Annotated in this window: 11 protein-coding genes; 2 read left to right on the forward strand and 9 right to left on the reverse strand. The window is 48.2% G+C overall.

The window, feature by feature from the left end; all coding sequences use genetic code 11:
• Window positions 1-5 precede the first annotated feature (5 nt).
• A complete protein-coding gene (locus CYJ98_RS06190; RefSeq protein ID WP_049348902.1) occupies window positions 6-800 on the reverse strand; it encodes a thymidylate synthase in 795 nt (264 codons plus the stop codon).
• A gap of 414 nt (window positions 801-1,214) precedes the next feature.
• On the opposite strand from CYJ98_RS06190, the gene gdhA reads away from it, so the two are divergent.
• The gene (gdhA, locus tag CYJ98_RS06195; protein ID WP_101755341.1) at window positions 1,215-2,549 is read left to right on the forward strand and encodes an NADP-specific glutamate dehydrogenase; all 1,335 of its coding nucleotides are present in this window, start codon (window positions 1,215-1,217) and stop codon (window positions 2,547-2,549) included.
• 68 nt (window positions 2,550-2,617) lie between these two features.
• Here gdhA and recG read toward each other — a convergent pair whose 3' ends face one another.
• The 4 genes from recG to grxC form a co-directional block, all read right to left on the reverse strand.
• A complete protein-coding gene (gene recG / locus CYJ98_RS06200) occupies window positions 2,618-4,657 on the reverse strand; it encodes an ATP-dependent DNA helicase RecG (protein WP_101755428.1) in 2,040 nt (679 codons plus the stop codon).
• Window positions 4,658-4,905: 248 nt separating this feature from the next.
• Window positions 4,906-7,950, reverse strand: a complete 3,045-nt coding sequence (locus CYJ98_RS06205) for a TonB-dependent siderophore receptor (RefSeq protein ID WP_101755427.1) — start codon at window positions 7,948-7,950, stop codon at window positions 4,906-4,908.
• 262 nt (window positions 7,951-8,212) lie between these two features.
• Window positions 8,213-8,647: a protein-export chaperone SecB gene (gene secB / locus CYJ98_RS06210; protein ID WP_003745844.1), complete on the reverse strand. Its 435-nt coding sequence runs from the start codon at window positions 8,645-8,647 to the stop codon at window positions 8,213-8,215.
• 21 nt (window positions 8,648-8,668) lie between these two features.
• Window positions 8,669-8,926, reverse strand: coding sequence for a glutaredoxin 3 (gene grxC / locus CYJ98_RS06215; RefSeq protein WP_003684090.1), 258 nt, complete (start codon window positions 8,924-8,926; stop codon window positions 8,669-8,671).
• A gap of 236 nt (window positions 8,927-9,162) precedes the next feature.
• On the opposite strand from grxC, the gene CYJ98_RS06220 reads away from it, so the two are divergent.
• Window positions 9,163-10,656, forward strand: a complete 1,494-nt coding sequence (locus CYJ98_RS06220) for an Rne/Rng family ribonuclease (protein WP_101755426.1) — start codon at window positions 9,163-9,165, stop codon at window positions 10,654-10,656.
• 57 nt (window positions 10,657-10,713) lie between these two features.
• Here the strand turns inward: CYJ98_RS06220 and CYJ98_RS06225 are convergent, their stop codons facing one another.
• The 4 genes from CYJ98_RS06225 to CYJ98_RS06240 form a co-directional block, all read right to left on the reverse strand.
• Window positions 10,714-11,382 carry a DUF3108 domain-containing protein gene (locus tag CYJ98_RS06225; RefSeq protein ID WP_101755340.1) on the reverse strand — a complete coding sequence of 223 codons (669 nt, stop codon included), beginning with the start codon at window positions 11,380-11,382 and terminating at the stop codon, window positions 10,714-10,716.
• Window positions 11,383-11,412: 30 nt separating this feature from the next.
• Entirely contained in the window at window positions 11,413-12,039 is a 627-nt protein-coding gene (purN, locus tag CYJ98_RS06230; protein WP_070461396.1) for a phosphoribosylglycinamide formyltransferase, read from the reverse strand.
• 97 nt (window positions 12,040-12,136) lie between these two features.
• Complete coding sequence (locus CYJ98_RS06235; protein WP_003745836.1) at window positions 12,137-12,955, reverse strand: FKBP-type peptidyl-prolyl cis-trans isomerase; 819 nt, start codon at window positions 12,953-12,955, stop codon at window positions 12,137-12,139.
• Between the two features lie 160 nt (window positions 12,956-13,115).
• The gene (locus CYJ98_RS06240) at window positions 13,116-14,381 is read right to left on the reverse strand and encodes a Glu/Leu/Phe/Val family dehydrogenase (protein ID WP_049331560.1); all 1,266 of its coding nucleotides are present in this window, start codon (window positions 14,379-14,381) and stop codon (window positions 13,116-13,118) included.
• Window positions 14,382-14,778 lie beyond the last annotated feature (397 nt).

A 14,778-nucleotide genomic window follows, 5' to 3' on the forward strand; every position in this document is an offset into this window, starting at 1 on the left:
TTGGATTACACCGATACGGCTGCTTTGATATGCGGATGCGGATCGTAGCCTTCCAATTCGAAGTCTTCAAATTTGAAGGCAAACAAGTCTTTGACTTCAGGGTTGATTTTCATGGTCGGCAGGCTTCGGAAGTCGCGGCTTAATTGCAGTTGGGCCTGCTCGATATGGTTGCTGTACAAATGCGCATCGCCAAACGTATGGATAAACTCACCGGCTTCCAGTCCGCACACTTGTGCCATCATCATGGTCAACAATGCGTAGCTGGCGATGTTGAACGGTACGCCAAGGAAGATATCGGCGCTACGTTGGTAAAGCTGGCAGGACAATTTGCCGTTGGCAACGTAAAACTGAAACAGCGCGTGGCAAGGCGGTAAGGCCATTTCGTCAACCAAAGCAGGATTCCATGCGGACACAATCAGGCGGCGCGAGTCGGGATTCTTCTTGATTTGTTCCACCACATTGGCAATTTGGTCGATATGGCGGCCGTCGGGTGCGGGCCAGCTGCGCCATTGGTAGCCGTAAACCGGGCCTAAATCGCCGTTTTCGTCCGCCCATTCGTCCCAAATGGAAACGTTGTTGTCTTTCAGGTATTTGATGTTGGTATCGCCTTTGAGAAACCAAAGCAGCTCATGAATAATCGAGCGAAGATGCAATTTTTTGGTGGTCAACAGCGGAAAGCCTTCACTCAAATCAAAACGCATTTGGTAACCGAACACGGAACGCGTGCCGGTGCCGGTACGGTCGGATTTGTCGATGCCATTGTCGAGAACATGGCGCATAAGGTCGTGATAGGCTTTCATGGGTTTCCTTAATGTATGTGTTGTGGGAGTTTGATGCGTATTGTACCGAATTTTCAGACGGCCTGCCTCTCTGTCTGCAATGGGGCGACCTTCCCCATATTCGCGTAGTACACTCATTAACAATGTTGACAATTCAGCACTAATTTACAGAAATTTTTGAGCTGAATTAAATTTTTACAAAAAAATTTTCAACATTTTCTAGTTTAATTACTCGGCATTTTATTTTTATTTAAATCTATTTAATGAAATATTTTTAAATATTTTTAATTATATTTAAAATATAATTCTATTTTTACAAATTGGTAAAAAAATAATGTCAACAATCTAGGTAAAATTTTTCTTGGCAAGTAAAATTTTTACAGCTATATTTCAAAACATAAATATTGAAATATCTCACTCAATAGGAGTAGAAAAATGACCGACCTGAACACTCTATTTACCAATCTCAAACAACGCAACCCCAACCAAGAACCCTTCCATCAAGCCGTTGAAGAAGTGTTCATGAGTTTGGATCCGTTTTTGGCAAAAAACCCGAAATACACCCAACAAAGCCTGCTTGAGCGTATTGTTGAACCGGAGCGCGTGATTATGTTCCGCGTCACTTGGATGGACGACAAAGGCCAAGTCCAAGTCAACCGCGGCTACCGCATCCAAATGAATTCTGCCATCGGCCCTTACAAAGGCGGCTTGCGCTTCCACCCTACCGTCGATTTGGGCGTGTTGAAATTCCTCGCTTTTGAACAAGTCTTCAAAAATGCGCTGACCACCCTGCCTATGGGCGGCGGCAAAGGCGGCTCCGACTTTGATCCTAAAGGCAAATCCGATGCCGAAGTAATGCGCTTCTGCCAAGCCTTTATGACCGAACTCTACCGCCACATCGGCGCCGATACCGACGTCCCTGCCGGCGACATCGGCGTAGGTGGCCGCGAAATCGGCTATCTGTTCGGCCAATACAAAAAAATCCGTAACGAATTTGCTTCCGTCCTGACCGGCAAAGGTCTCGAATGGGGCGGCAGCCTGATTCGCCCTGAAGCCACCGGTTACGGCTGCGTGTATTTTGCCCAAGCCATGTTGGAAACCCGCAACGACAGCATCGAAGGCAAACGCGTGTTGATTTCCGGTTCCGGCAACGTAGCGCAATACGCTGCTGAAAAAGCCATCCAACTGGGTGCAAAAGTATTGACCGTTTCCGACTCCAACGGCTTTGTCCTCTTCCCTGACAGCGGTATGACCGAAGCGCAACTGGCCGCTTTGATCGAGCTTAAAGAAGTACGCCGCGAACGCGTGGCCACTTACGCCAAAGAACAAGGCCTGCAATACTTTGAAAACCAAAAACCGTGGAATATCGCAGCCGAAGTCGCCCTGCCTTGCGCCACCCAAAACGAATTGGGCGCAGACGCTGCCAAAATCCTGCTGGCAAACGGTTGCTATGTGGTTGCCGAAGGTGCGAACATGCCGTCAACTTTGGGCGCGGTCGAACAATTTATCAAAGCCGGCATCCTCTACGCTCCGGGCAAAGCGTCCAACGCCGGCGGCGTAGCGACTTCAGGTTTGGAAATGAGTCAAAACGCCATCCGCCTGTCTTGGACACGCGAAGAAGTGGACAGCCGCCTGTTCGACATCATGCACAACATCCACGAATCCTGCCTGAAATACGGCAAAGTCGGCGACAAAGTGAACTACGTCAATGGTGCGAACATTGCCGGTTTCGTCAAAGTTGCCGATGCCATGTTGGCGCAAGGTTTCTAAACCCCTATCCAGCCAAATCAAAGGCCGTCTGAAATATTTCAGACGGCCTTTTTCTTTTAAAGCAAACCTTATACGCCCAAATAACCTTCCCTGCTGGAAAGCCATCTCGCCAAATGCGCTTCGACGATTTCAGGGTTTTGTTCAATCAGCATCGGGGCAATTTCGCGCGCTTGTTCTAAAAGGTGCAGGTCTTCTTCGAGGTTGGCGAAGCGCAGCATGGGGACACCGCTTTGCCGCGCGCCAAGAAATTCGCCGGGGCCGCGGATGTTGAGGTCTTGGCGGGCGATTTCAAAGCCGTCGGTGTGTTCGTAGATGACTTTCAATCGCGCTTTGGCGAGTTCGCTCAAGGGTTCGGCAAACAGGAGGACACACACGCTTTCTGCCGCGCCGCGCCCTACCCGACCGCGTAATTGGTGCAGCTGCGCCAAGCCCATGCGCTCGGCGTGTTCGATCACCATCAGGGCGGCGTTGGGCACATCTACGCCGACTTCGATGACGGTGGTGGCTACCAATACGTTCAGACGGCCTGCGGCAAATTCCGTCATGACTTCGGCTTTTTCGGTAGCCTTCATGCGCCCGTGTACCAAGCCGATGTTGAGTTCGGGCAAGGCCGTCTGAAGTTGCTCTAGGGTTTCGGTGGCGGTTTGCAGTTGCAGGGTTTCGCTTTCTTCAATCAGCGGGCAAACCCAGTATGCCTGCTGCCCTTTGCGACAAATATTAAGGACGAAGCCTTCGACTTCGGCGCGGCGGACGTTGTTGACAAGGCGAGTCTTAATCGGCGTACGTCCGGGCGGCAATTCGTCGATAACAGACACGTCCAAGTCGGCGAAGAAACTCATGGCAAGCGTGCGCGGGATGGGCGTGGCGGACATCATCAGCTGGTGGACGTCGCGCCCTTTGTTTTTGAGGGCGAGGCGTTGGGCGACGCCGAAACGGTGTTGTTCGTCCACAATCACCAAGCCGAGATTTTGAAACTCGACGTCGTCTGAAAACAGGGCGTGCGTGCCGACGGCGATTTTGACGCTGCCGTCGGCGAGTTTGGCTTTGGCTTCGTCTTTGGCTTTTTTGCGCTGGCTGCCGGAAAGCCAAACAACTTCAAGCCCTAACGGATCAAGCCATTGTTTGAACTTGATGAAATGCTGTTCGGCAAGGATTTCGGTTGGCGCCATTACAGCCACCTGCGCGCCGGATTCAATGGCGGTCAGCGCAGACAAAGCAGCCACAATGGTTTTGCCGCTACCGACATCGCCTTGCAACAGGCGGTGCATGGGATGGGTTTGCGCCATATCGCGGCAGATTTCGGACACGACCCTTTCTTGCGCATCGGTCAGGGCAAACGGCAAAGCGTGGCGCAGGGCTTGGGTCAATGTGCCATCGCCGCCCAATGCCGCCGCCGTGCCGCTGACGCGCTTCTGCCGCGCCAGCCTCATGGAAAGCTGTTGTGCCAAAAGTTCGTCGAATTTGAGCCTTTGCCATGCAGGCAGCGTGCCGTCTGAAAGTTGATGAATGGTGAAACTCGGCGGCGGAGAGTGCAAAAGGCGCAGACTTTCGGCGAGGTGCGGCAGTTTCAGACGGCCTAATAAAGCATCAGGCAAGGTATCGTGCAGCGGTGTAACGTCCAAGGCCGTCTGAATAATACGGCGCAAAGTAGGTTGGTTTAAACCGTTTACGGTCGGATAAATCGGCGTGAGGCTTTCCGCCAAACCGCTGCTCTCGGCATCACGGATTTTAGGGTGAATCATCTCGTCGCCATGAAACCCGTGTTTGATTTCGCCCACAGCGCGGATGCGCTTACCGACCGCCATCTGTTTCTGGTTGCTGGTGTAAAAGTGGATGAAGCGCAGAAAAAGAACGCTTCCGGAACCGTCGGCAATTTGGACAATCAGCTGCTTGCGCGGTTTAAAAGTGACTTCCTGATGAATGACTTCGCCCTCGACCTGACACGGCACGCCGATCGGCGCATCCTTAATCGGCATGATGTGCGTCTCGTCCTCGTAACGCAACGGCAGGTGCAACACCAAATCCCATGCGGTGTGAAGGTTGAGTTTTTCGAGTTTCTTGGCGGAAACATCGGTAATTTTGAGCTGTTTTTGGGTTTCGGGCGTCATCTTAAAAGGCAGCTGATTTAAAGTTTGCTGTATTTTATCCGAAAATAAAAAGGCCGTCTGAACGCAATGTTTCAGACGGCCTTCAAAGCTGAATACTTGAAACAAATGAATATTTGAAAATACGCCGGCTATCGAATCAACTTCAGCCATTGTTAGTAAACAGCTTTCAAAAAAGAAGGATATTCAATCCATACTTTTATCAGGAATTTAGCCAATAATGTTTACATACCCAATCATTATCCATTCTCCTAGAAATGCCAATCCAATTTCAATTTGACTGTCCGCGGTTCGCCATAGAAATTGTTTTGACCTCGCGTACGGTTGTAGTTATTTTCAAAATACGTCCTGTCAGCCAGGTTCGTTCCTATCAGGCTGATTCTGCCGTGTTTGTGAAAGTCATATTGAACAAAGCCATCTATAAGTCCGTAGCCTCCTTGGCGAATATTGTAAAGGCTACTTGTACGACTTTGCGCGGATATTCCGCCGCCCAAGGTCAACTTAGTTTGAGGCAAGCGGTAGCTTGTACCGAGGCGGAACATATGTACCGGCGTGAAGTTACTGAAGTTATACGGGTCAGCAGTCGTGTTTTTCTCCAACCGCTCCGCATTGACTTCTGCAGCATTTTTATATTTACTTTTGTTATATGTGTAGCCAACAAAAATACGCCAGTTTTCCGACAATTCGCCAGCCAATTCAAGTTCTGCACCGCTACTCTTAACCTTACCCACAGGTTTAGCGATGGTTTGGAATGAACCTCCGTTACGACTAGTATCAGGAACAAATCCAAAATCGACAACGGTACGGTTTTTCTGTTGTAAGACAAACAAGGCAAGCGAAGCATTCAGACGGCCTTGCAAGAACGACCCTTTCCAACCTATTTCATAGTTAGTCCCGATGAGTGGTGGAAGAACGGATTTGCTGGTTACATCAACGTTATCCTGTTGTTTAAAAATCTTAGTATAGCTGGCATACAAGCTTTGTTGCGGTGTCAGGTCGTAGGTAATGCCTGCATATGGCGTAAACCGATGACTTTGCATTTTTGAGGTGTAGTGTTCTTTGTCGATTTTGTTACTGCTCTCAGTTTGAAATGCCGTAGCAGGCTGGCCGTAGCGTACAGGCATTTCTTTGGCTTGTGTGGTTTCATAGCGCGTATAGTGCATACCGCCTAAGAGATGCAAACGGTTGGTCGCATTAAAGCGGGTACTGAAAGTCAAAGAATGTGTTTTATTCGTGTTAAGATATTTCGAATAATTGTATAACGCCGGAACATGATCATCTGCAACCTGAACAGTTTTCCACAGCGGCGTTTTCAGATATTGGTTTGCCCATTTCAAATTTCCCTCTTCATCCCGCTCCTGTATTTTATTTCCATTTGCATCCAATTCGTAAACAGGATCTTGCACCATTACGCGCTCACCATTGTCGTTGACTGTCCAGACAGGCTTGCCCTCAGCATCCAAACGGGGAGTATATTTTGTAACATGCGCGCCACTGCATTCCGGCACATAGATTTTGTTATTACCTTTTTCGTTATAAATATGCCAATCTGGTTCGACAATGCCTTTTTCTAAAGGATTACGCTCCGGACCATCGGGATGAATGCCGCAACTGCCTGCACCTGCATAACCTTGAGGACGGACAAAATAACGGTTTTGATATATTTCTGTATAAGCAGAACGGATTTTTTCATTGTTATACGCATAACCGACAAAGAAATCATGTTCACGTCCAAGCAGGCGATAGTTACCTGTCAGATCCAGCTTAAAGCCCCATTGCACATCGTGTTTGGTATAGTGCAACGGCATGAAGTTGTAACGGCGGTTGTATGTGTGGCGAAGATTGTATGCTGAGTCGTATAGACGGTTGGGAAACAGGCCTTCTGCATTGTTAATAATGCCTTGCTTTGCAAGTTCCTTATCAACAAACTCTTTTTTATCTACTTCTACACCAGGATCCTGCCAGTCGTTGCACAGGAAATCCAAACCAATGTCCTGCATACATTGATCAAAACCTGCCTGACGTGCTGCCGCCCTTTGGGAGCGATATTGTTCAAAAGCAGATGCATCGAAATGATGGGCAACGTAATCTGCTTTTTTCTCTTCATATGTCTTAGTGACGCCATCACGATATTCTTTTAATTTTGCCAACGCCTTGTCTTTAGGCTCAAAAGGGATCACCTCTCCCTTTTCAGTTAGGAAACCTGTTGCCGCAGATGCTGAAATACCTGCCGCGTGTTCGTTTTTCAGAAAAAATTGTCCGACTTTGGCATCTGAATCATTACGCGTATAAGAAATTTCGGCATTGAGTTGCCATCCATTGTCAAAGACATGTTTGAAACCGGAAAAAATATTGTATTTATCAGCATTCAGGCGTGACCATGAGGTTTCACCCAAATAAGTTTTACGTGGCAATTTCAAAGGATTGTTACAGGCAGGACTGGAACTGAAGGCCGCGGTTTTTTGATCCTCGCAAGGTAAAATCACGCCGGCAAAATCGGGAATGTCTTTATTTTTCTGATAAGTACCCCCAAAAGTCAGCATACTGTTATCACTCAAATCCGTATCAATCACACCATAAACCATGTCTTTCTTGTTCCATACACCCTCTTTAAAAGAGCGGTGATCCTCATGAACACCAACCAGCCTACCGCGTACCGTATGTTCATTATTCAAGCTTCCAGATACATCCAAAGCCAAACGCTTGCTGCCCCTATGGTCAGTGCTGATTTCACCTGTATGCTTAAACAGAGCTGTTGGCCGCTTACGGATTAAATTAATGGTTCCACCCGGTTCAGAATTGGACTGAGTAAGACCGGTTGCACCTCTGACAACCTCAATGTGATCATAAACAGCAAGGTCTGTACTTGGTGAGACATCGATTTTTGCCGTATAGCCCGAACGCCCAGACACATTCGTGGTAATACCGTCTTCACCAATCTGATCAACATAGAAACCACGAGACAAAAAACGAGTTTGTAGGCCCGAATCGCGAACCACGTTGATTCCCGTAGTGTTTTTCATTGCCTCTTCTAAAGAATATATTGCTTTATCATCTAGCTGCCGACGCGTCATTACGCTTACCGACTGCGGCGTATCCTTGCCTGAAATACGCAAGCCATTCGCAGTTGCCATCGTTCCGATTGTATAAGACTGACTGCGCTCGGTATTCCTTTGTGCCTGCCGTTTGCCACTGACCTTGACCGTATCCATATCTACATGTTCCACTTCTTGATGTCCTGTATCTGCAAAAACAGTTTGGCAAGGCAGTACTAATAACAAACAAATTGTTTTCATTTGAAAATCAGGTTTCACAACTATTTCCTTAATTAATAGAATCTACTTACCTACTTGATAAAAATTATAATTTATTAATTTTAAATGATATTTAATCTATAAAATTAAAATATCATAGTAATGATAGGCGGAATCATTATATACTTATTGCATTAATATATGAACTTTTTGTTATAGATTTTTTCTTATGTCCTGATTTTTAGATAAAAAAAGGCCGTCTGAACGCAATGTTTCAGACGGCCTTAATTTGGGTATAACGCGATTAAGCGTTAGCTTCCTGTTGTTGTTGGTAGATGGCTTCGAAGTTGATCGGAGCGAGCAATACAGGTGGGAAGCCGGCGCGGGTTACGCTATTGGAAATGGCTTCGCGTGCGTAAGGGAACAGGATGTTCGGACAAGCAACGCCCAGCAGCAGTTGTACGTCTTCTTCAGGAATGTTTTCCAGACGGAAGATGCCGCTTTGGGTAACTTCGTTCAAGAACATGGTGCGCTCTTCGTTCAGTTTGGCAGTCACGGTCACGGTAACGTCAACGCTGTAGAAGCCGTCTTCCAGTTTGGTGTTGCCGGTAGAAACGCGCATATCCACTTCAGGCTCGCCTTGTTCCAAGAAGATTTGTGGTGCGTGAGGCACTTCCAAAGACAAGTCTTTTACATACAGACGCTCAACGCTGAATACGGGTTGCAATTCTTCGCTCATTTTATTTTCCTAAGTTAAGGGTTAAGGATTCAGTAATTCGTCCAACTTGCCTTCCTGCTGCAAGCGGTACAAATCGGTAAAGCCACCGACATGGGTGTCGCCGATAAAAATCTGCGGCACGCTGCGCTGGCCGGAAAGCTGCTGCATTTCGGCAAAAACTTCCGGATTGCCGTCGATGCGGATTTCGTTGATTTCTTTCACGCCCACCGCCTGCAACAGCCTTTTCGCCATGGTGCAGTACGGACAATACGGACCGGTATAAACAGTAACGGTTTGCATGATTTCTTCCAAAATACCAATGTTCATGACTATATGGGCATAAGCGTTATTTTACAAGTGTTCCCGCCGTACGGTTGTAAAAAACATTCAGACGGCCTCTTGGTATAAACATCTGCGCAGATGCGGAAAACCCATAATTAAAGTATGATAAGCGCTTTCGCTGAATGACTTTTGCCATTTGTTTTTTGAAGAAGAACACTTCGCAAAAGTTTTTCTATTCAAAATCAGGTATCCCCATGCTTTCAGGAATCCCCATCCCAAAGGACGCCGTGCGTCCGCCCGAAACCGTCCTCGTCAACATCACGCCGCAAGAAACGCGTGTGGCCGTTTTGGAAGAGAACAATATCTGCGAGCTGCACATCGAGCGCAACAGCGGCCATAGCTTGGTCGGCAATATTTATTTGGGCGTCGTCAAACGCGTCCTCCCCGGCATGCAAAGCGCGTTCATCGATATCGGCTTGGAGCGCGCCGCGTTTTTGCACATCGTCGACGTCCTCGAACAACGCCGCAATCCGGACGAAACCCAACGCATCGAACACATGCTCTTTGAAGGCCAGTCTGTCTTGGTTCAGGTCATCAAAGACCCCATCAACACCAAAGGCGCGCGGCTTTCCACCCAAATCTCACTGGCCGGCCGTTTCCTCGTTCATCTTCCGCAAGAAGACCACATCGGCATTTCCCAACGCATCGAGGACGATGCCGAACGCAGCAGTTTGAGGGAACGCCTCAACAACCTGCTGCCAGAAAACGCCTGCCACGGCTACATCATCCGTACCAACGCCGAAAACGCTTCCGATACCCAGCTGCAATCAGACATCAACTATCTGACCAAAGTGTGGGAACACATCCAAAAACAGGCAAAAATCCAACCGCCCGAAACCCTGCTCTATCAAGATTTGCCTTTGAGCCTGCGCGTTTTGCGCGATATGTTCAGCCTCGATACGCATAAAATCCTGGTCGATTCCACTGAAAACCACCGCCGCATGACCCAGTTTGCCGAGCAATACGTTCAAGGCGCATTGGGCAGAATTGAGCTGTTCAAAGGCGAACGCCCCCTATTTGAAACCCACAATATCGAGCAGGAAATCGCCCGCGCCCTGCAACCGCGTGTCAACCTCAACTTCGGCAGCTACCTCATCATCGAGTCTACCGAAGCCATGACCACCATCGATGTCAACACCGGCGGCTTTGTCGGCGCGCGCAATTTTGATGAAACCATCTTCCGCACCAACCTCGAAGCCTGCCACACCATTGCCCGCGAGCTTCGCCTGCGCAATCTCGGCGGCATCATCATCATCGACTTCATCGATATGGCGCAGGAAGCCCACCGCGAAGCCGTCCTGCAAGAGCTTGCCAAAGCCCTCGCCTTCGACCGTACCCGCGTTACCCTCAACGGTTTCACCAGTTTGGGTTTGGTCGAGCTGACGCGCAAACGTTCGCGTGAAAACTTAAGCCAAATCCTCTGCGAACCCTGCCCTTCCTGCCAAGGCCGGGGCCGTCTGAAAACGCCGCAAACCGTGTGCTACGAAATCCAACGCGAAATCGTCCGCGAAGCGCGCCGCTACGATGTTCAAGCCTTCCGCATCTTGGCCGCTCCGAATGTCATCGACTTGTTCCTAGACGAAGAATCGCAATCGTTGGCGATGTTGATAGACTTTATCGGCAAACCGATTTCGCTGGCAGTCGAAACTGCCTACACGCAAGAACAATACGATATTGTGTTGCTGTAAAGATAAAAGGCCGTCTGAAAACTTTTCAGACGGCCTTCTTGTTTGAGCAAATAAAGATTACGGTTTCACTACTTTACCGTTAATTTTGACGGAAGTCAGTTTCAGGTTGTAGGTTTTGCCGTCATCGGTATAGCTGATTTGCGCCGGGATATTGTCGATATCGGAAGCAAAAGAATAAGTAACAGTATCGTCGCCCCGGCGGACGCGATATTTGCTCACAGGCGTTGTACCGCCGCTCAGTTTATAGCTTTCGTTGCCGATTTTGTTCATGCTACCGACGGTGTACAGTTTTTTACCGTTGGTAATTTTCAAACCTGACGGCAGGCGTACGTCATTGGCGGCCAGTTGCCATGCCAAAGTGAACAAGTCCATGGCCGGGCCGGATTTTTCGGTTTTCAAATCACCTGCTTTGCCGTAAGTGATGTTGCCGCCGGAGAATTTGGCCTCGGCATACACTTTGCCGCCGCGTACATCTTTGTAGTAAGACGGATTCAAGGTCGTGCCGTTAATGCTGCCGCCGGATTCAAAGCGGATATTGTAAAGCGGTACTTTGATGGTAGAGACGATTTTGTATTGGTTGCCGCTGCGTGTGAAGGTCATGGTCGCAGGAATACCGTAGCTGCCTGAGTATTGCAAAACGGCAGATTGCGGCAATTCAGCGGCTTGCGCGCCGATGGAGGCTGTAAGTAGGGAAAGTGTCAGCAGGGTTGTTTTAATCGGATTCATGATGTTTTCCTTGTGTGTATGGTGTTTTAATCAAGCCAGCAGGCTTTGACCGGCGGCATTGCGTTGTGCATTCAAAACGCGGTTGCCTTCGATTTTCAGACGGCCTGCAACAAAATCGGCAACGGCTTGCGGAAACAGCTGGTGTTCAACCGTCAGCACGCGTGCGGCAACGTCGTCGGTGGTATCGCCGTCCAAAATAGGCACAATGCCTTGCGAAATAATCGGGCCGCAATCCAGCTCAGGAGTTACGAAATGGATGGTGCAGCCTGCCACTCGGCAACCTGCTTCCAATGCGCGCTCATGGGTATGCAAACCGGTAAAGGAAGGCAGGATGGACGGATGGATATTGATCAGACGGTTTTCATAATGGGCGCAGAATTCCGGGGTTAAAATGCGCATAAAGCCCGCCAATACCACCAAATCCGGCTGATAGGCATCGATTTTTTCCATCATGGCCTGATCAAATGCCAGACGCGAGTCGAAGTTTTTATGGTTCAAACTGTCGGTGGCAATACCACGCTCTGCCGCCCATGCCAATCCGGCTGCGGTCTCGCTGTTACTCAATACGGCTGCAATGTTGGCATCGGGAATATCGGCATTCACAATCGCCTGCATATTGCTGCCGCGTCCGGAAATAAGGATGACGATATTTTTCATCATAATTCCTTGTTGGTTTGGAACAAAGGCCGTCTGAAACGGAATTTTTTCAGACGGCCTTTTATCCGTTGTTTAAGGGCGTAAGCCTTGATTCGGATTATTGAACTTTTTGTACGTCAACTTGTACTGGTTGTTGTGCGGCAGCATCAGGCGCGCCGACTTTAACCAGTTTCACGTCGAATACCAAAGTGGCGTTCGGGCCGATTTTATCGCCGGCGCCCACTTCGCGGTAAGCCAATTTAGCCGGGATGTAGAATGTTGCTTCGCCGCCTTCTTTCAAGAGTTGGATACCTTCAGTCCAACCTGGAATGACTTGGCTTACAGGGAAGCTGACTGGGCCGCCGTTGGCTTTGCTGCTGTCAAATACGGTACCATCAATCAGACGGCCTTCGTATTCAACGGTAACCATGTCGTCTTTAGTCGGTTTTTTACCTTCGCCTTCTTTGGTGATTTTGTATTGCAGACCGGAAGCGCTGGTTTTCACGCCTTCTTTAGTCGCGTTTTCTTTCAAGAACGCTTCGCCTTTTTCCAAGTTTGCTTTGGCATCTTCAGCACGTTTGGCAGCCGCTTTTTCTTGTTGCTCTTGCAGGAATTTCATCATCACTTCCTGAGCTTGGGCTTCAGTCATTTTGACTTCTTTGCCTTCAAACATGGCTTCCATGGCTTCGGTGAAGACTTTCAAATCGATTTCTGTACCTTGGTCTTTCATTTGTTTCAATGAACGGCCGATGTCCACACCCATTGCGTAGCTGGCTTGTTGGGCAGTAGAACCGATGGCGGAAGCATCTGCAGTCGCATTTGAAGCTGCGGAAGCTGCAGGAGCATCTTTGGCGGCAGTGTCTTTTTGTTGGTTGCAAGCAGTCATCGCCAACAGAGCAGACAAAGCCAATGCGCTGAATTTGAAAGTTTTGTTCATGATTATGTCTTTTCCGGAAAGGTCAAAAAAGGGGATTATAGCTGAGTTTGATTGAAATGGAATCAAGGTGGATTAAAATTTGTAAAGGCTCTTATTAAAAACATCAAGGCCATCTGAAAACAGGTTTCAGACGGCCTTGTCTTAGCTATCAGTCAACCGATTAATACCAACCGCGCAGTTTCATTGCTTTTTCAACACGACGGATACTCATCATGTAAGAAGCGGTACGCAGGTCAACATCGTATTCTTGAGCCAAGTTCCAAATATCGCGGAACGCACGGCGCAGAACCACGGTTTCTTTCTCTTGAACTTCGTCAAACTCCCAGTAGTAGCCTTGCAGGTTTTGTACCCATTCGAAATAAGATACAACCACACCGCCGCAGTTTGCCAAAATATCAGGAACAACCAATACGCCGTTTTGACGCAGGATAACGTCGGCCTCTGGAGTAGTCGGACCGTTTGCGCCTTCAACCACGATTTTCGCGCGGACTTTACCGGCATTTTCAGAAGTCAGTTGGTTTTCCAGCGCGCAAGGGGCGAGTACATCCACTTCCAGAGCCAAAAGTTCGGCATTGCTGATTTCTTTGCCGTAGCCGGCTTCGTTGGTGATGAAACCTTTGGTTTGGAATTCTTTAATGATTGCTTCCATATCCAAGCCGTTTTCGTTGTAGATGGCAACGTCAACAGTAGATACGGCAACGATTTTCGCACCGGCTTTGTGTGCATAGTAACCGGTGTGGTAGCCCACGTTACCGAAACCTTGAATGGCGTAAGTGGCACCCTTCACGTCTTTACCCAGTTTTTCCAAAGCTTGGACGGCGGCGAAGTTTACACCATAACCGGTGGCTTCGGTACGCGCCAAGGAGCCGCCAAACTCAACCGGTTTGCCGGTAAATACGCCCGGCGCGGAATGTTTCACCACGTTTTCATAGGCATCAACCATCCAAGACATGATTTTGCCGTTGGTGTTCACATCAGGGGCAGGAATATCGATTTTCTCGCCGATCAGCGGAGAAATGGCTTCGGAATAAGCGCGAGCAATGCGTTCCAATTCCGCTTCGGAATAGTTACGCGGATCCAAAGTAATACCGCCTTTACCGCCGCCGTAAGGAATACCGGCCACGCAGCATTTGATGGTCATCCAAATAGACAGTGCTTTGACTTCGTCCAGATTTACATTGGGATGGAAGCGCACGCCGCCTTTGTAAGGGCCGACGGCATTATTGTGTTGTGAACGGTAGCCGGTGAAATTTTCTACTGTACCGTTGTCGAGTTTGACAGGGAAGTTGACTTCCAAAACACGTTGCGGCTTTTTCAAGATTTCAAATACTGCCGGGTCGGCATTCAGGCGATCACAGGCAATTTTCACTTGTTTTTGTGCAATTTCAAACGGATTCAGTGTTTCTTTAACAGCAGATGCGGACATGTATTTTTCCTTTTCATACACATGATTAGACGAAAGCCATACTTGTTACTATATACAAAAACAGGAAAAAATGTAATAGTATGTAGTCGATAAAAAGCAAATCCATTCATTTATATATGAATTTAGTTTGAGGCTGTCTGAAAATATCGGCATGCCGACCAAAAAATTTTCAGACGGCCTAGTATAAATGCTCATCAAACCATTCAAAAAAACACACAAACCCTTTGTTTTTTAATGCCTACCAAACCGCCCTTTTTGTTGACAAAATCCCTTCCACATTACCAACAGACGGACAGACTTACACCAGCAAAAATTGTTAACAATTTAAACAAATATCCCTTTAAAGAATCAGCAAAACATCGGCAAATCAGGCAAACAATGTTAAAATAACCGCTTA

Origin of the sequence: Neisseria perflava (assembly GCF_002863305.2) — a bacterium.
Classification (GTDB): Bacteria; Pseudomonadota; Gammaproteobacteria; order Burkholderiales; family Neisseriaceae; genus Neisseria; species Neisseria perflava_A.

Bases quoted from the DNA above. Each gene is read 5' to 3' on its own strand.
- CYJ98_RS06190 (WP_049348902.1), bottom strand. From the start codon at position 800: ATGAAAGCCTATCACGACCTTATGCGCCATGTTCTCGACAATGGCATC.
- gdhA (WP_101755341.1), top strand. From the start codon at position 1,215: ATGACCGACCTGAACACTCTATTTACCAATCTCAAACAACGCAACCCC.
- recG (WP_101755428.1), bottom strand. From the start codon at position 4,657: ATGACGCCCGAAACCCAAAAACAGCTCAAAATTACCGATGTTTCCGCC.
- CYJ98_RS06205 (WP_101755427.1), bottom strand. From the start codon at position 7,950: ATGAAAACAATTTGTTTGTTATTAGTACTGCCTTGCCAAACTGTTTTT.
- secB (WP_003745844.1), bottom strand. From the start codon at position 8,647: ATGAGCGAAGAATTGCAACCCGTATTCAGCGTTGAGCGTCTGTATGTA.
- grxC (WP_003684090.1), bottom strand. From the start codon at position 8,926: ATGCAAACCGTTACTGTTTATACCGGTCCGTATTGTCCGTACTGCACC.
- CYJ98_RS06220 (WP_101755426.1), top strand. From the start codon at position 9,163: ATGCTTTCAGGAATCCCCATCCCAAAGGACGCCGTGCGTCCGCCCGAA.
- CYJ98_RS06225 (WP_101755340.1), bottom strand. From the start codon at position 11,382: ATGAATCCGATTAAAACAACCCTGCTGACACTTTCCCTACTTACAGCC.
- purN (WP_070461396.1), bottom strand. From the start codon at position 12,039: ATGAAAAATATCGTCATCCTTATTTCCGGACGCGGCAGCAATATGCAG.
- CYJ98_RS06235 (WP_003745836.1), bottom strand. From the start codon at position 12,955: ATGAACAAAACTTTCAAATTCAGCGCATTGGCTTTGTCTGCTCTGTTG.
- CYJ98_RS06240 (WP_049331560.1), bottom strand. From the start codon at position 14,381: ATGTCCGCATCTGCTGTTAAAGAAACACTGAATCCGTTTGAAATTGCA.